Genomic DNA, 15,723 nt, shown 5'->3' on the forward strand with positions numbered 1-15,723 from the left:
ATCACCTCGCGGGGCTGGGCCCCGTGATCGGCCCGGGCGGGGTGGGCTTGATCGTCGGGGGGGCCGGCGGGCTCGGAACGCCCGGCGCACCACCCGTGGTCGGCCCCTGCTCGTCCGGCTGGCCTGGGACACCCGGCGGGGCGGGCTGGTCCGGCCTGCTCGGCACGCCGGGGAGTCCCGGCTCGTTCGAGGTCGCCGGCAACGGCCCCGTAGCCGGTAGGTCGGGCGGGCTCGGCACGCCGGGCGGGCTGGGTACGGCCGCCGGGCCCGCTGGGCTCGGCACGGCTGGCGGAGGCCCGTCCGAGCCGCTCGCGGCCAGGGCGATCGGAGCCGCGATCAGGATCGCCGCGAGCGTGCCCACCGCCCCCATCGTCACCGTGGCGCGGCGTCTGTTGCGGACCCGCCCTTCCGCTCGGTTCAACTGGTCATGCACGATCGGTGCCTCCTCGGCCAGGTCGGTGAGGGTGGATCGGATGAGGCTCTCGATGGGATCGATCATCGCCGTACCTCCAGCAACTCGATCTCCGGCAGCAGGTCGCGCAGCCGCTCGACCGCCCGATGCGTACGGCTGCGCACGGTGCCCACCGAGCAGCCGAGCAGCTCGGCCACCCGGGCTTCGGGTAGGTCCTCGTAGTAGCGCAGGACCACCACCGTCCGCTGTGCCGGTGGCAGCTGGCGCAGCGCGGCACGCATCGCCAGCCGTACGTCGGAGCCACCGCTCGGGTCGGCGCCGACCGGCTCGTCGGCCGGGTTGAGCGGTGTCTCCCGCCGTCGGCGAAGTCGCCTCCACCAGCTGATCTGCTCGCGGTACATCACCACGCGCAGATATCCCTCGGGATCGGCGTGTCGGATGGTCTCCCACTTCGGGATGGTCCGCGCCAACGCCGACTGGAACAGGTCCTCGGCGGCGTTGCGGTCCCCGGTCAGCAGGTACGCGACCCGCATCAGCGCCGGTGTCCGGCTGCTGACGAACTCGGCCAGCCGAGCGCGTTCGTCCTCGTCCACCCACCACCCCGTTTCGTTGTCACCCATACAGACGCCCCAGGTCATCGTCGCTATCCGCGATCCGGGGTGTTTTTCCGGCCCGAGAGTGTCGGTCGTGACGGGTACCGTCCGGCCACCAACTGAAGAAGGGATGCGGGACATGACGAGCGTGGCGGGTTGGGCGGCGGCGTCGACACCGGGCGCGTTCCCGCCGCTGCCCCGCGCGGTGGCACAGTCCTTCTACCGCCGGATGCGGGCCGTCGCGCCGGCCGCCGTCGGCGCCATCGAACGGGACCGGGCGGCCGACCCCGAGCAGGTCTTCGCCGACACCGCCTGTGGCCGGTTGGTCGGCTCACTCGACGACGCGGGCCTGCGCGCGCTCGGGATGTGGACCCACCACTGGTGCATGCGCTTCTACGACGACGACACCCGCGTCGGTCGGCGGTTGGTGCGCGAGATCGCCGCGCGGGCCGAGTTGGGCTGGACGGCCGACGAGGTGCGCTGGATGCTGCGCGAGTCGTTCTCGGCCGGCCCGGCCGCCGCCGACCGGTTCACCCTGCCCCGTGCCGCCGCGGCGCAACTGCCCCCGGCCGACCGGCCGCCCGAGGGCCACTGGCCGGAGGTCGAGGTGCCCCGCCAGCGCAGCGGCCGGCACGCGGGCGCGTGACCGGCTTCCCCGTGGCTGCGGCAGGATGACGCGGTACCGCCCCGACGGAAGGACGCCCCGATGCCCGCCAGCGACCCGACCATCCTCGCCACCAGCATGGGCTTCTTCCGGGGCGACCGCGGCCCGGCCGACCTGCGCCCCGGCCCGATCTTCGAGCTGGCCGCCGAGCTGGCCGAGGCCGGTCCGCAGCCGCGGATCTGCTACCTCGGGCAGGCCGTCGGCGACCAGCCCACCTCGTTCGCCGCCGTCTTCGGCGCGTTCGCCGACACCCGGTTCCGCCTGTCGCACCTCGCGCTGTTCCCGATGCCGAACGTCGACGACGTCCGCGCCCACCTGCTCGCCCAGGACGTGATCTGGGTCGGCGGCGGCAGCGTCGCCAACCTCGTCGCAATCTGGCGGGTGCACGGGCTCGACGAGATCCTGCACGAGTGCTGGCAGGCCGGCGTGGTGCTGGCCGGCGTCTCGGCCGGCTCGATCTGCTGGCACGTGGGCGGCGCCACCGACAGCTTCGGCCCCCGCCTGCGCGGGTTCACCGAGGCGTTGGGCTGGCTGCCGTACGGCAACGGCGTGCACTACGACAGCGAGGCCCAGCGCCGCCCGTCGATGCACGAACTGGTCGGCGACGGCAGGCTGCCGACCAGCCACTGCACCGACGACGGGGTCGGCCTCATCTACCGGGGGACCCGGCTGGTCGAGGCGGTCGCCGACCGCGAGGGCGTCTCGACGTACGAGGTCAGCCGTGGCGCGGACGGCAGCGTCCGCGAGGCGGTCATCGCCCCACGCCTGCTCGGCTGAGCATCGGCGCGCGGCCAGATCGGAGCCGCCTGGACCGGCCCGGTCGGCACCGGCGTAAGCTGGCCGGTCGTGAGTCTTTCCATCGGCATCGTCGGCCTGCCCAACGTCGGCAAGAGCACGCTTTTCAACGCGTTGACCAAGAACGACGTGCTGGCGGCGAACTACCCGTTCGCCACCATCGAGCCCAACGTCGGCGTGGTCGGGCTGCCCGACGAGCGGCTGGGCAAGCTGGCCGAGATCTTCTCCTCGCAGAAGGTGCTGCCCGCCCCGGTGTCGTTCGTCGACATCGCCGGCCTGGTCCGGGGCGCGTCGAAGGGGCAGGGGCGGGGCAACGCCTTCCTGGCCAACATCCGCGACGCCTCGGCGATCTGCCAGGTGGTCCGGGCCTTCTCCGACCCGAACGTGGTGCACGTCGACGGCAAGGTCTCCCCGGCCGACGACATCGAGACGATCAACACCGAGCTGATCCTCGCCGACCTGCAGACCCTGGACAAGGCGCTGCCCCGGTTGGAGAAGGAGGCCAAGCTCCGCAAGGACCGGGCCGCTGCGGTCGCCGCCGCGAAGGCCGCGATCGAGGTGCTCGACGGCGGCACCACCCTCTACTCCGGGGCCGCCGCCGCGAAGATCGAGCTGGAGCACCTGCGCGAGCTGCACCTGCTCACCACCAAGCCCTTCCTGTACGTCTTCAACGTCGACGAGGCCGAGCTGGCCAACGAGACGTTCCTCGACGAGCTGCGTGCCCTGGTCGCCCCCGCCGAGGCCGTCTTCATGGACGCCAAGATCGAATCAGAGCTGGTGGACCTGCCCGAGGAGGAGGCCCGCGAGCTGCTGGAGTCGATCGGGCAGAACGAGCCCGGCCTCAACCAGCTCGTCCGCGTCGGCTTCCGTACGCTCGGGCTCCAGACGTACCTCACGGCCGGCCCCAAGGAAGCGCGCGCCTGGACCGTCCCGGTCGGCGCCACCGCGCCGGAGGCCGCGGGTGTCATCCACTCGGACTTCCAGCGCGGATTCATCAAGGCCGAGGTGGTCTCCTACAACGACCTGGTCGAGCACGGTTCGATGGCGGCGGCCAAGGCGGCGGGCAAGGTCCGCATCGAGGGCAAGGAGTACGTCATGCAGGACGGCGACGTGGTGGAGTTCCGTTTCAACGTCTGAATCCAGCTCGTTGCCGCAGGGACTGCGGCGCGGACTGCCTTTCGATCCGCGCCAGGCGCGAGGTGAGGGTGGGACCAAGACCCGAGGGGCCGGGGCGACAAGGTTGGATGTCCGGCAGGACGTTCCACCTTGTCGCCCCGACCACTTCACCTTCGGGTGTGCGGCCAATCGCAGGTGATCACCTGCGCTGTTACCTGATCACCCCGTCGTTGCTGCGCCTATCGGTGGACGCTGTTAGTTGTAGTGGGCGAACTCGGTGTAGTCGTTCCAGATCCAGCCCTTGACGCCGGTGCAGCAGTCGGAGTGCCACCACAGGTTTCCGGCATCGTTCACACAGCGCTTGTCGATACGGAAAAGCGTCTTGGACTTCCAGTGGGCGATCACCGGGGACGACCCCGAATAGCTGGTGTGTACCGCAGCGCTACCGACGATGACTCGCCTCATATGCGGCGTCCAGTCCGAGCATGAGGCCATGATTCCGACGTCCGTCAGTACGGCGCCCGTCTCGTTCGCCGCTGCGCTCGGCACGGATTCGACCGCTGCGGATGCCGGTGCCGCGATAGAAAGAATGCCGGAAAACGCGAGTGTGAATGCCCCACCCGCCGCTGCGAGTCGCTTCGCCGTTGCTTTCCTCATGAATTACTCCTTATCTGTACGTGTTCTAAGTTTGACCGTATAGGTCGCGCTGTGTCTACGAAGTCCGCTCTTGGTAACGGATCGATAAACATGGCTTGACCAGGGGTTCTGTTGGTGGATCCGAATGAATGAGCCCAGCGGTTTCCGCCTTTGTTTGGTCCGGCCGACTCCGCGCGATCGTTCGTCGGCAAGCAACCAGAAAGGATGGCCGCTGAGATCGCGTGACCTGGCCCGGCGATGCTCACCGACAGTGGGCCGGGACGCCGCACGCTGTACCGCCGCTACTCCGCGCGGTAGACGGAGATGTGCGAAGGGCTGTCCGCGGTGAACGGTCGGCGGTGCCAGTCGGCGTACCGCTCGGTGAGCCGGAGCCCGGCCTGCCGCGCCATCTCGTCGATCTGGTGCGGCCAGGCGTAGCGCATGGCGAACGGCTTCAGGTGCACACCGTCACCGTCGAAGGTGATCGTCTGCCGGATGAACCGCTGCGCCGGCCGGTCGTACCGGTGCAGTCGGATCGTCGCCGAGTCCTCGGTCACCTCGCGGACCTGCACCTGCTCATCGGCGTCAAAGCTGCGCGGGTCGGGTACGAACGTCTCGATGACGAACGCTCCGCCCGGCGACAGCACCCGGGCGACGTTGCGGAAACAGTCCGCCTGCCGCTCGGCGTCCACCAGGTTGAACAGCGTGTTGAAGACCAGGTACGCCAGGCGGAACGGGCCCCGCACATTTACGTCGGCCATGTCGCCGACGACCGCGGGGATCTGGTCGCCGCCGGGCTTGGCCCGCATCTGCGCCAGCATCTCCTCGGACCCCTCGATGCCGTGCACGCTGAGGCCACGCTCCGCCAGTGGCAGCGCGACGCGGCCGGTGCCGATCGCCAGTTCGAGGACCGGGCCGCCGTCGGCCAGATCGGCCAGGAAGTCCACGGCCGGCAGGGGATCGGGATTGGTCCCGCTGTCGTAGCCGGCGGACCACAACCGGCCGAAGAGGCCGGGATCGTCGAAGACCGACATCAGCGGCCTCCGGTTCGGGTCAAAAGGTCAGCGGCGCACCGCAGCGCCGGGATCAGGGGAGCAGTTCTGCTCACGAAGTCTCGATTCCTCGGATCGGATGAGGTCGGGTCGGAGGGACTTCGTCGAGTGGGGCATGTCGGCTGCTCCTTTCGCGCGGCTGTGGACCGAGGACACCAGAGACGCCGTGGGCCCGGCAAGGCAATTTCGCCCGCCGGGCCCACGGTCGCAGGGTCAGGAGATGTGGTGCAGGATCACGTTGTGCACGTGGTGGCTCTTCTGCGCGCCGCGGAACTCCACCTCATAGGTGTGCGTGCCGACGTGGATGGCGATGGCGCCGGTGGAGAAGAACGATCCACCCCACGACTTGTTGCTGACCACGCTCACGCTGGTGATCTTCGAGTACGGGATGCTGGTGATCGCGAACCGCTTCCCGACGAAGGACCGGTCCTGGATGATCACGCGGCGGTCGGTCAGCCCGATGAACCCGGTGCCGGTGCCGACGGCGTCGTAGACGGCGATGATCTGCTCGCCTTCGAGGAGGCCACTCTCAATCTGCTGGACCTGCTCTTTGCGGTCGTACGCGATGTTCGCCATGTGATCCAGGGTAGAAAGCCGGTGCCAACGGGCCGGCGTTCGCGTCGGCCGCAGCGCGGACGAACTCGCGTACCCGGAAAGTGGTGTTGCTGGGCAGCCAGACCGGCCCTCGTTTGATCGGCGGCGCGTCGTGGATCGGCACGTACGCCACGTCGGGGCGGGGATAGTAGCGCCGCGTGTGCTCGCCCACCGGCAGTACGCCCCGGCCCAGTGCGACCAGCGACAACATCTCGGAGAAGGTGTTCCCGCAGGGACCCTTCGGCACCGGTCGGCCGGACGGGGTGTGCTCCGGTGTGCGGTCCCGTTTGAACTCCACCGAGGTCACGGTCGGGTACTGCACAACCGGGTGGTCGGCGAGCACCTCCAGCGACACGGACCGTTCCCGGGTGAGGGGATGGCCCGCCGCGACCGCCAGCACCCGGTCCTCGGAGAGCAGCGCCGGACCGGCGGCCATCTCGTCGAAGGGGAACGAGGCGATGAGTACGTCGGTCGAGCCGTCCAGCAAACCGGAACGGGTGGTGGACAGCTGCGCCTCGTGCACCTCGACCTGGCAGTCGGGGTGTCGCTCGGTGAACAGGGCAACCGCCCGCAGCAGCACCGGCGCGGTCCACTCGCCGAGGAACGCGACCCGCAGTGTCCCGGTGATGCCCCGCCCGGCGTCGACCGCACGTCGGACCGCCTCGTTGATCCCGGCCACCATTGGGGCCAGGTCGTCGGCGAGCTGCCGCCCGATCGGGGTGAGCTGGACGACGCGACTGGTCCGGGCGAACAGCGGCGCACCGATCTGGCGCTCCAACTTCTTGATCACGTGGCTGACGCGGCCGGTGCTGATGCCCAGCCGCTCGGCGGTCCGGCCGAAGTGCAGCTCCTCAGCGAGGGTCAGGAACGTCTCGATCTCGTACCGCTCCAGCACCTGACTCCCACCGTTGACCTGAGGGCAACGATCGTAGCGGTATGAGGTCTTGGTCGGCGTCCCCCGTTGGCGGATCGTCAACGGCAACAAACCACCGACCGAAGGGCTACGCGATGACCGTCGACGACTATTTGGCCGGCCTGCCCGGCCCGCTGCGCGAGATCGGGGAGAAGCTGACACCCGTCATCGCGGCGGCCCTGCCCGGGGCGACCGGCGCGATGTGGCACGGCCACCCGGTCTGGAGCCTGGGCGACCGGCCAGGACTGCGTCCGGTCTGCCTGCTCAAGGCGTACCGGACGGACGTCACCTTCGGGTTGTGGCGCGGGCAGGAGATCACCGATCCGTCCCGGCGACTGGTGCCCGGCGCACGGGCGATGGCGGCGGTGAAGCTGCACGAGCTTGCGGACGTCGACCCGGCGCTGTTCACCGACTGGCTCCACGCCGCGGCCACGTTGGAAAAGGAGTGAGCACGGTGCGGGTTACCGGGTTCGACCATCTGGTGCTGACCGTCGCCGATGTGGAGCGGGCGCTGGACTTCTACTGCGGCCGGCTCGGGCTGGAACCCGTACGGGTCGACGAGTGGCGGGCCGGCACCGCACCGTTTCCGTCCGCGCGGATCGGCCCGGAGAGCATCATCGACCTCGTCCGCGGTGACCGGCAGGGTGCGAACCTGGACCATTTCTGCCTGGTGGTGGCACCACTGGACTGGGCGCAGGTGATCGACTCGGGGGCTTTCACGGTGTCGGCCGGCCCGGTCAGCCGGTTCGGTGCCCGCGGTGTGGCGACCTCGATCTACGTGCGGGACCCGGACGGCAACTCGGTGGAGCTGCGCTGGTATCCCCAGGATGCGGAGGTGGTCCGGGACGCGGCCCTCAGGCCTCGGTGACCGCGCGGTAGGCGTCCTCGATGCGGGCGGCCAGCAGGACCTCGCCCTCGGTCAGCGGCTCGTCGTTGCCGTGCCCGACCCGGATCTGGGTGCTGTCGGACCGGCGGCTGATCTCGGGACGCAGGTGCAGAGCGTCGGCGACGACCTTGACCCGTTCAGTCAGCGCCGCGTGTTGGGTATCGTCGATCACGAGCGTCCGCCGGATCTGTTCACCCTCCCGCGTCCAACCGGTTAGCAAGGTCAACGCGTCGGACAGGTAGTCGTGCTTGGCTCGGCTGTTGAACAGCACGCGCATCACCGCACCCCCCAAGCGCCGTTGCCGGCTTGTGGCCAAATCGTCGCCATCCCGTGTCTTGTCGGTGCCTTCTAGTCTGTCGTCGCTCGGTAAAGGTGTCCACGCCCACACTTCCGTGTTCTATTGGCCTAGCGGATGGCGTCGGTACCCAAACCGCCGATTGATCTGGCACCCTGGACGCCCGTGCAGACCGAACGGGCTAATGGCGGCGGGCAGGCCGAACGACGGGACCCGAAGGTGATCGTGGGAGCGGCGATCATCCGGGACGGACGGGTGCTCGCGTGTGCGCGCTCCGCCCCGCCCGAGGTGGCCGGAATGTGGGAGTTCCCCGGCGGGAAGGTCGAGCCGGGGGAGGGGGAGGCCGAGGCGCTGATCCGGGAGTGCGCCGAGGAGTTGGCCGTACGCGTGGAGGTCGGCGACCGGGTCGGCCGCAACGTCCGGATGGCGCACGGACGCTCGGTGCTCAAGGTGTACGCGGCCCGCCTGTTGCACGACGACGAGCCGCTGGCGCTGGAGCACCAGGCGCTGCGCTGGCTCGCCGCCGACGAGCTGGACTCGGTCACCTGGCTCCCCGCCGACGCACCCATCGTCGCCGCCCTGCGCCCCCGCCTCCTCGCTCGTTGATCATGAAGCTATTGCGGCGACACGCCGGTCGCTAGGGCAATAACTTCATGATCAACGGGGCGGGGGGTGGGGGTATGTGAACGGGGGCCTCGGCGGCAGCCGGGGCCCCCGTTCGGGTGGTCGTGCTCAGTGCTTGTCGTCCTGATCCGGGTGCGCGAAGTTGAGGTGCTCCGGAGGCAGCGGGAAGGTCACGTCGTCGCCGAACGGCGACGGCGCGGCGGCCCGGTCGAAGGTGAGCTCGGTCAGCGGCAGCCTGCCCCGGTCGTCCACCGCCGGCGCGGTCGGGTGGGGCACCTCCCGGTCCCAGTTGACGCCGGACTGCGCCTGCGCCTCGGCCCGCTGGTCGTGCGAGCCACCCGCGTGCGAGTGCACCCCGCCCCGGGTCGCACCCGACGACGTCGCCGAGCCCTGACGGGCGGTGGTCACGCTGGTCTGGGGCGTCTCGCCCCGACGGAAGATCTTGCTACCAAGCCACACAAGGGGATCGTACCTGCGGTCGACGACGCGTTCCTTCATGGGGATGATCCCGTTGTCGGTGATCTTGATGTGCTCGGGGCAGACCTCGGTGCAGCACTTGGTGATGTTGCAGAAACCGAGGCCCTGTTCGGCCTGCGCGTACTCCTTGCGGTCGGTCCGGGCGTCCAGCGGGTGCATGTCCAGCTCGGCTGCCCGGATGAAGTACCGCGGGCCGGAGAACGCCTGCTTGTTCTCCTCGTGGTCGCGGATCACGTGGCAGACGGTCTGGCACAGGAAGCACTCGATGCACTTGCGGAACTCCTGCGAGCGCTCGACGTCGACCTGCTGCATGCGGTAGTCGCCCGGGGCGACGTCCGCCGGAGGGGCGAACGCCGGGGTCTCCCGCGCCTTCTCGTAGTTGAACGAGACGTCGGTGACCAGGTCCCGGATGACCGGGAAGGTGCGCAGCGGGGTCACCGTGACCGTCTCGTCCTCGCCGAAGGTCGACATCCGGGTCATGCAGCCCAGCCGCGGCTTGCCGTTGATCTCCATCGAGCAGGAGCCGCACTTGCCGGCCTTGCAGTTCCACCGGCAGGCCAGGTCGGGCGCGTCGGTGGCCTGGAGGCGGTGGATGACGTCGAGGACGACCTCGCCCTCGTTCACCTCGACCATGTAATCCTGCAGGTCGCCGCCAGTCTCGTCGCCCCGCCAGATCCGGAACTGACGCTTCGCGCTCATCGGTTGTCCGCCTCTCCAGCGTCGGCGACGGAAGCGTCGAAGTCGGCGAGCTCCTCGTCGGTGAGGTACTTGGCCAGCTCGGCCCGGTCGAAGAGGCTGATCAGCTCCGCCCGCATCTTCGGCAGCGGCTTGCGGGTCAGCCGTACGCTGTCGCCGTCCAGCGAGCAGACCAGGTTGACCTGCCGCCACTTCGGTTCCATCGCCGGATAGTCCTCGCGGGTGTGCCCGCCGCGCGACTCCTGCCGCTCCAGCGCCGCCTTCGCGGTGCACTCCGAGACCACCAGCATGTTGCGCAGGTCCAGGGCCAGGTGCCAGCCCGGGTTGTAGCGCCGGCCGCCGGCGGCGCTCACCTTGGCCACCCGCTCGCGCAGCTCGGCCAGTCGCACCAGCGCGTCGGCCAGCTCGCCCTCGCGTCGGATGATTCCGACTAAATCCCCCATGACCGCCTGGAGGTCCTGCTGAAGGGTGTACGGGCTCTCGCCGGTGTCCCGTTGCAGCGGCGCCAGGGCGGTCTCCACGGCCGCCTCGACCGCGTCCACGGCCACCTTCGGCCGGGCGGCCAGCCCGTCGGCGTAGCTGGCCGCGTGCCCACCCGCCCGCTTGCCGAACACCAGCAGGTCGGACAGCGAGTTGCCGCCGAGGCGGTTGGAGCCGTGCATACCGCCGGAGACCTCACCGGCGGCGAACAGACCGCGTACGTGGCCGAAGGCGGCACCCGAGTCCGGGTCCACTTCTACGCCACCCATCACGTAGTGGCAGGTCGGCCCGACCTCCATCGGCTCGGCCGTGATGTCGACGTCGGCCAGCTCCTTGAACTGGTGGTACATCGACGGCAGTCGGCGGCGGATCTCCTCGGCCGAGCGCCGGCTCGCGATGTCCAGGAAGACGCCGCCCGCGGGGGAGCCCCGACCGGCCTTGACCTCACTGTTGATCGCGCGGGCCACCTCGTCGCGGGGCAGCAGCTCCGGTGGACGCCGGTTGTTGTCCGGGTCGGTGTACCAGCGGTCCGCCTCCTCCTCGGTCTCCGCGTACTGCTTGCGGAAGACGTCGGGGACGTAGTCGAACATGAACCGCTTGCCCTCGGAGTTCTTCAGGACGCCACCGTCACCACGCACCGATTCGGTGACCAGGATGCCCTTGACCGAGGGCGGCCAGACCATGCCGGTCGGGTGGAACTGGAGGAACTCCATGTTGATCAGCGTCGCCCCGGCGCGCAGCGCCAACGCGTGCCCGTCCCCGGTGTACTCCCACGAGTTCGAGGTGACCTTGTAGGAGCGTCCGACGCCGCCGGTGGCCAGCACCACGGCCGGCGCCTCGAAGAGGATGAACTCGCCGGACTCGCGGTAGTAGCCGAAGGCGCCCGCGACCCGGTCGCCGTCGAGCAGCAGCTCGGTGATGGTCGTCTCGGAGAACACCCGGATCCGGGCGTCGTACGAGCCGAACTCGCGCTTGTCCTCCTGCTGAAGCGAGACGATCTTCTGCTGGAGGGTGCGGATCAGCTCCAGGCCGGTCCGGTCGCCCACGTGCGCCAGTCGGGGATACTCGTGCCCGCCGAAGTTGCGCTGGGAGATCTTGCCGTCCTTGGTGCGGTCGAAGAGCGCCCCGTACGTCTCCAGCTCCCAGATCCGCTGCGGCGACTCCTTCGCGTGCAGCTCGGCCATCCGGAAGTTGTTGAGGAACTTGCCGCCGCGCATGGTGTCGCGGAAGTGCACCTGCCAGCTGTCCCGGCTGTTCACGTTGCCCATCGCGGCGGCGGCGCCGCCCTCGGCCATCACCGTGTGCGCCTTGCCGAACAGCGACTTGGAGATGATCGCGGTCTTCTTGCCGGCGAGCCGGGCCTCGATGGCCGCGCGCAGGCCGGCGCCGCCGGCCCCGATGACGACGACGTCGTAGTGGTGTCGTTCGATGCGAGTGGTAGTGGTCATGTCAGGGGCCCTTTAGTTGATGAACCGCAGGTCGGGGAACCAGCCGGCCGCGAGCGCCATGACGTAGAAGTCGGTCAGCGCGAGGGTGCCGAGGGTGATCCAGGCGAGCTGCATGTGCCGGACGTTCAACGCCGAGACGAAGGTCCAGGCCCGGTAGCGCACCGGGTGCTTGGAGAAGTGCTTGAGCCGCCCGCCGATGATGTGCCGGCAGGAGTGGCAGGAGATCGTGTACGCCCAGAGCATCACCACGTTGAACAGCAGGATGATGTTGCCCAGCCCGAAGCCGAAGCCCTTCGGCGAGTGGAAGGCGAGAACCGCGTCCCAGGAGTTGATCAGCGAGATGATCACGGCGGCGTAGAAGAAGTAGCGGTGCAGGTTCTGGCCGAGCAGCGGGAAGCGGGTCTCCCCGCCGTACTCCTTGTGGCCGTCCGGCACGGCGCAGGCCGGCGGCGACAGCCAGAACGACCGGTAGTACGCCTTGCGGTAGTAGTAGCAGGTGAGCCGGAACAGCAGCAGGAACGGCAGGGTCAGCGCGGCGTCCGGGATGATCCACCAGCCCGGCAGGAACCGGCCGAAGTGCGAGGCGCCCTCGATGCACCGCTCCGTGACGCAGGGCGAGTAGAAGGGGGTCAGGTAGTGGTGCTCCGCGACCCAGTAGAAGTCGTGCATGAAGACCCGGACCGTCGCGTACGCGACCCAGGCGCTGAGCCCGATCACCGTGATCAGCGGGGCGAACCACCAGCGGTCGGTACGCAACGTCTTCGCCGCGATGGCGGCGCGCGCCCGCGCTCTCCGCGGCCTCGTTGCCGTTGAAGTCATTCGAGTCGTCTCCTCGACGGGCCCGTACGGGCGGGCTGATCTTTCTCCGGTCGGCACGCGGACCGGCGAACCCGCACCCGCTGCCACGTCATGCGCACACCAACGACCACGCCGGATCGACCGACGCAGCTAAGTGACACACGTTACGCCGATCTCTGCGGGCAGTCCGCGCAAGGTAGTGTCCCGTGTGTCTGGCCTGCGGAAAAGCCCTCAGCGCGCGGGTTTTGCGGCGCGTCGTCGAGAACGTCAGCCGGAGGCGCCGCCGGTGAAGTGCCAGGACGCCAGCCGCACCGACGGCGCCGCCCACCAGGTGCCGTCCACCCGGTCCGGTTGACGCACCGCCCGCGAGCCCAGCCCGAGCACCGCGCCCGGCCCGAGCGCCCGGGGGTACGACTCGGTGAACCGCAGGTCACGGACCGCCCGGACGACCGTGCCGTCCTCGATCAGCCAGACCCCGTTGCGGGTCAACCCGGTGACGACGAGGCTCTTCGGGTCGAGCACCCGCGTGTACCACAGATCGGTGACCAGCAGCCCGCGCCGCACCCCGGCGACCAGCGCCGCGGTGTCCGTGTCCACCACCGCGCCGGCCGCCGCGCCCGTGGTGCTCCGGCCCACGGCGCTGGCCGGGCCCGCCGCCGCGGGAGTAAGCCGCAGGTTGCGGGCCATCGGGCCCCAGGTGGCGGCCCCCGCGATCGCGTGCCCGGTGGATTGCGCGCCCGCCTCGGCGGCGGTCCTGCGGTCGTGCGCGACCGCCCGCGTGGTGCCCGCCTCGACCAGGGTCACCGCCCGCCGGCCGGTGCCCTCGGCGTCGAACGGCAGCCCCGACGCGCCCAGCGGATCATCCACCAGGGTCACCTGTCGGTCGAACTGGGCCGCGCCCGGCTCGGCGAAGGACTGCCGCTCCGCGTACCGCTTGCCGTTGAAGCCGAACCAGGAGAGGTTCTGCAGCAGGTCCGCCACGGCGGCCGGCTCGAACACCACCTCGTAGCGCCCCGGCGGCAGCTCGACCGGGTCGGCCGCCGCCTGCGCCTTCGCGGCGGCGTGCACGCCCAGCTCCGCACCGTCGAGGTCGGACAGCCGGTCGACGCAGCGTCGGGCCACCCCGTCCGCGCCGTCGCGCCGGGCGATGCCGTCCATCGCCGCCTCCGCCGAGCGACCGTACGCGGTGTGCCCGGCCGAGTTGGCGAACGCGGACGAGCGGTGCGCGGTGCGGCAGTATCCCGCCGTGGTGAGGCCCCCGGCGGCGGCCACGAACGCGCCGACCCGGTCGGCCCGCTGGTCCGGCTCGGCGTGGGCGGTGGCCTCGTCGACGGGCGGGGCGTCCGGCGCGGGCATCGGCGGGGTCAGCCCCGGCCAGCCCGGGTCGGGCGGGCAGAGCCGCGCCGCCGCCAGGGTGCGCTCCACCAGCGCGCCCAACCCGTCGGTGGTGACCACGCTGCCGCTGCCGGCGGCGGTGCGTCCGTCCACGTGCACCCGCAGTCGGACGCCGATCGTGGACTCGGCGACGTTCTGATGGATGGCCGAGTTGGCGAACCGGGTCAGCGCCAGGTCTGCCCGGGTCACCACCGCCTCGGCCTGCGCGGCCGGCCCGCCGAGACGCCGAACCAGCTCGATGACCTGCCCGGCCAGCTCCAACTCCGTCGACCCACTCACGGCAGCTCCTTCAGTCGCGACTGCGCGGCTCGTACGGCGTTCACGCGGAACCACCTTCCGTTCGCGACTGCGGGGCTCGCAAACCCGGCTCACTCCTTGCGCTCACGCCGACACCCCCACGCGGACGTTGCGGAAGCGGGCCGGCGCGGCCGGATGGCCGGTGTGCCCGATCTGGCCCGGCTGGCCCTTCCCGCAGTTGGGCGTCCCCCAGGGCACCGTCTCGCCGGAGAGCATGTCCATCGAGCGCCAGAACAACGGGCCGATCCCGGTGTACGTGGGATTGCGCAGCATCCGCCCCCGGCGACCCTTCTTGATCTCCCAACCGACCTCGCAGCCGAACTGGAAGTTGAGCCGCTTGTCGTCGATCGACCAGGACCGGTTGAGATCCATCAACACGCCGTCGTCGGTGGCCGCGATGATCTCCTCCAGGGTGTGCGGGCCGGGTTCCAGGCCGACGTTGGTCATCCGCACCATCGGCAGTCGGGCCCACCCGTCGGCCCGGACGCTGCCGCCGTAGTCGAGGCCGGCCACGGCCGCCGAGTCCCGACCGGCGAGCACTCCCACCCAGCGACCGTCGCGCACCGCGTCCCGCTTGACCGCGGGGGAGCCCTCGTCGTCGAAGCCGAAACTGCCCAGCGCGCCGGGGATCGTCGGGTCGATGGTGATGTTCATCAGCTCGGAGCCGTAGCGCAGCGAGCCGAGCTGGGTCAGGTCCAGCCAGGACGTGCCGGCGAACGCGGCCTCCCAGCCGAGGATCCGGTCCAGTTCGATGGCGTGCCCGACCGACTCGTGGATCTGCAGGGCCAACTGCTCACCGCCGAGGATCAGATCCGTCTCGCCGGCCGGGCAGGGCGGCGCGGTGAGCAGCGCCCGGGACTCCTCGGCGATCTGCGCGGCGTGCGCGGCCAGGTCGAGCGACTCGACCAGCTCCCAGCCGGTGGTGCCGTACTGCCCGCGGTAGCTGGGCCAGGAGCGCCGCTGCGTCTCGCCGTCACCGATGGAGGTGGCCGAGATGCCGCCGCCGCACTCGCGGATCCGCTGGTCGATCCGGTGGCCCTCGCTGGAGACGAACCACTTCGCGGTGTCCCAGATCTGGTACAGCCCCTCGGCCAGGTCGGCGCCGTGCTCGGCCATCGTGCGGGTCGCGGCGACCAGCAGGTCACCCTTGTCTGACAGGGGCACCCCGAGCGGGTCGATCCGGCAGTCCGAGGCCCAGCTCGCCGCGACCGCCTCGACCGCGACCAGGTCGACCGACGGGCCGGGCACTCGCGCGCTCGCCATCGCGGTCCGGGTCGCGCGCCGGCCGGCGTCGCGGGCGGCGGCGTCCGACAGATCGGGTACGGCGAAAAAGCCCCAACTCGCGCCGACCAGCGCCCGGACGCCCAGCCCGATGCTTTCGTCCTGGGTCAGCTCCTCCACGTCGCCGTTGCGCGCGGTCATCGACTCGTAGCGGCGGTGCATCACCCGCGCGTCGGCGTACCGCGCTCCCGCGTCGAGGGCGGCCTGGACGGCGGCGGCGGCCGCGTCGAACTCGGTCATGGACCGACCCTAGGCCAGCCGACCGACACCC

The 15,723-nt window shown here is 70.4% G+C and carries 18 protein-coding genes; 6 read left to right on the forward strand and 12 right to left on the reverse strand.

What is annotated here, in order from left to right; all coding sequences use genetic code 11:
* Position 1 precedes the first annotated feature (1 nt).
* Both OG505_RS31520 and OG505_RS31525 read right to left on the reverse strand, forming a co-directional pair.
* On the reverse strand, positions 2-499 hold the full coding sequence (locus OG505_RS31520) for a hypothetical protein (protein WP_405429589.1): 498 nt from the start codon (positions 497-499) through the stop codon (positions 2-4).
* Positions 496-1,005 carry a SigE family RNA polymerase sigma factor gene (locus OG505_RS31525; RefSeq protein WP_405434831.1) on the reverse strand — a complete coding sequence of 170 codons (510 nt, stop codon included), beginning with the start codon at positions 1,003-1,005 and terminating at the stop codon, positions 496-498. Before OG505_RS31525 ends, OG505_RS31520 begins: the two co-directional genes overlap by 4 nt.
* Positions 1,006-1,144: 139 nt before the next feature.
* On the opposite strand from OG505_RS31525, the gene OG505_RS31530 reads away from it, so the two are divergent.
* From OG505_RS31530 to ychF, 3 genes are all read left to right on the forward strand, one after another.
* Positions 1,145-1,651, forward strand: coding sequence for a hypothetical protein (locus OG505_RS31530; protein ID WP_405429590.1), 507 nt, complete (start codon positions 1,145-1,147; stop codon positions 1,649-1,651).
* 60 nt (positions 1,652-1,711) lie between these two features.
* The gene (locus tag OG505_RS31535; RefSeq protein WP_405429591.1) at positions 1,712-2,446 is read left to right on the forward strand and encodes a Type 1 glutamine amidotransferase-like domain-containing protein; all 735 of its coding nucleotides are present in this window, start codon (positions 1,712-1,714) and stop codon (positions 2,444-2,446) included.
* Between the two features lie 69 nt (positions 2,447-2,515).
* Positions 2,516-3,601, forward strand: a complete 1,086-nt coding sequence (gene ychF / locus OG505_RS31540; RefSeq protein ID WP_405429592.1) for a redox-regulated ATPase YchF — start codon at positions 2,516-2,518, stop codon at positions 3,599-3,601.
* Positions 3,602-3,835: 234 nt separating this feature from the next.
* On the opposite strand, the gene OG505_RS31545 is transcribed toward ychF, so the two are convergent.
* The 4 genes from OG505_RS31545 to OG505_RS31560 form a co-directional block, all read right to left on the reverse strand.
* Positions 3,836-4,237, reverse strand: a complete 402-nt coding sequence (locus OG505_RS31545) for a hypothetical protein (RefSeq protein ID WP_405429593.1) — start codon at positions 4,235-4,237, stop codon at positions 3,836-3,838.
* Positions 4,238-4,518: 281 nt separating this feature from the next.
* Entirely contained in the window at positions 4,519-5,250 is a 732-nt protein-coding gene (locus tag OG505_RS31550; RefSeq protein WP_405429594.1) for a class I SAM-dependent methyltransferase, read from the reverse strand.
* A gap of 231 nt (positions 5,251-5,481) precedes the next feature.
* Positions 5,482-5,844: a PH domain-containing protein gene (locus tag OG505_RS31555; RefSeq protein ID WP_030337500.1), complete on the reverse strand. Its 363-nt coding sequence runs from the start codon at positions 5,842-5,844 to the stop codon at positions 5,482-5,484.
* Positions 5,798-6,757 carry a LysR family transcriptional regulator gene (locus OG505_RS31560; RefSeq protein ID WP_405429595.1) on the reverse strand — a complete coding sequence of 320 codons (960 nt, stop codon included), beginning with the start codon at positions 6,755-6,757 and terminating at the stop codon, positions 5,798-5,800. Before OG505_RS31560 ends, OG505_RS31555 begins: the two co-directional genes overlap by 47 nt.
* A gap of 113 nt (positions 6,758-6,870) precedes the next feature.
* On the opposite strand from OG505_RS31560, the gene OG505_RS31565 reads away from it, so the two are divergent.
* Together OG505_RS31565 and OG505_RS31570 are read left to right on the forward strand one after the other, a co-directional pair.
* Positions 6,871-7,224, forward strand: a complete 354-nt coding sequence (locus tag OG505_RS31565) for a DUF1801 domain-containing protein (protein WP_405429596.1) — start codon at positions 6,871-6,873, stop codon at positions 7,222-7,224.
* A 5-nt stretch (positions 7,225-7,229) separates the two neighbouring features.
* Positions 7,230-7,643 (forward strand): VOC family protein, encoded by a 414-nt coding sequence (locus OG505_RS31570; RefSeq protein ID WP_405429597.1) that lies wholly within the window; start codon positions 7,230-7,232, stop codon positions 7,641-7,643.
* Here OG505_RS31570 and OG505_RS31575 read toward each other — a convergent pair.
* Complete coding sequence (locus OG505_RS31575; protein ID WP_354857066.1) at positions 7,630-7,938, reverse strand: 4a-hydroxytetrahydrobiopterin dehydratase; 309 nt, start codon at positions 7,936-7,938, stop codon at positions 7,630-7,632. The genes OG505_RS31570 and OG505_RS31575 overlap by 14 nt on opposite strands.
* 183 nt (positions 7,939-8,121) lie before the next feature.
* Here OG505_RS31575 and OG505_RS31580 point away from each other — a divergent pair, with 183 nt between their 5' ends.
* Positions 8,122-8,562, forward strand: a complete 441-nt coding sequence (locus OG505_RS31580; RefSeq protein ID WP_405429598.1) for a (deoxy)nucleoside triphosphate pyrophosphohydrolase — start codon at positions 8,122-8,124, stop codon at positions 8,560-8,562.
* A gap of 126 nt (positions 8,563-8,688) precedes the next feature.
* Here the strand turns inward: OG505_RS31580 and OG505_RS31585 are convergent, their stop codons facing one another.
* The 5 genes from OG505_RS31585 to OG505_RS31605 all read right to left on the reverse strand — a co-directional run bounded on the left by OG505_RS31585 (position 8,689) and on the right by OG505_RS31605 (position 15,692).
* Positions 8,689-9,756, reverse strand: a complete 1,068-nt coding sequence (locus OG505_RS31585) for a succinate dehydrogenase/fumarate reductase iron-sulfur subunit (protein ID WP_405429599.1) — start codon at positions 9,754-9,756, stop codon at positions 8,689-8,691.
* Positions 9,753-11,681 carry a fumarate reductase/succinate dehydrogenase flavoprotein subunit gene (locus OG505_RS31590; RefSeq protein ID WP_405429600.1) on the reverse strand — a complete coding sequence of 643 codons (1,929 nt, stop codon included), beginning with the start codon at positions 11,679-11,681 and terminating at the stop codon, positions 9,753-9,755. Before OG505_RS31590 ends, OG505_RS31585 begins: the two co-directional genes overlap by 4 nt.
* A 12-nt stretch (positions 11,682-11,693) precedes the next feature.
* The gene (locus OG505_RS31595) at positions 11,694-12,500 is read right to left on the reverse strand and encodes a hypothetical protein (protein WP_405429601.1); all 807 of its coding nucleotides are present in this window, start codon (positions 12,498-12,500) and stop codon (positions 11,694-11,696) included.
* Between the two features lie 246 nt (positions 12,501-12,746).
* The gene (locus tag OG505_RS31600) at positions 12,747-14,153 is read right to left on the reverse strand and encodes a TldD/PmbA family protein (protein WP_405429602.1); all 1,407 of its coding nucleotides are present in this window, start codon (positions 14,151-14,153) and stop codon (positions 12,747-12,749) included.
* A 102-nt stretch (positions 14,154-14,255) separates the two neighbouring features.
* Positions 14,256-15,692, reverse strand: a complete 1,437-nt coding sequence (locus tag OG505_RS31605; protein ID WP_405429603.1) for a TldD/PmbA family protein — start codon at positions 15,690-15,692, stop codon at positions 14,256-14,258.
* Positions 15,693-15,723: the final 31 nt, after the last annotated feature.

Source organism: Micromonospora sp. NBC_00617, from assembly GCF_045161355.1.
In the GTDB taxonomy this organism is placed as follows: Bacteria; Actinomycetota; Actinomycetes; order Mycobacteriales; family Micromonosporaceae; genus Micromonospora.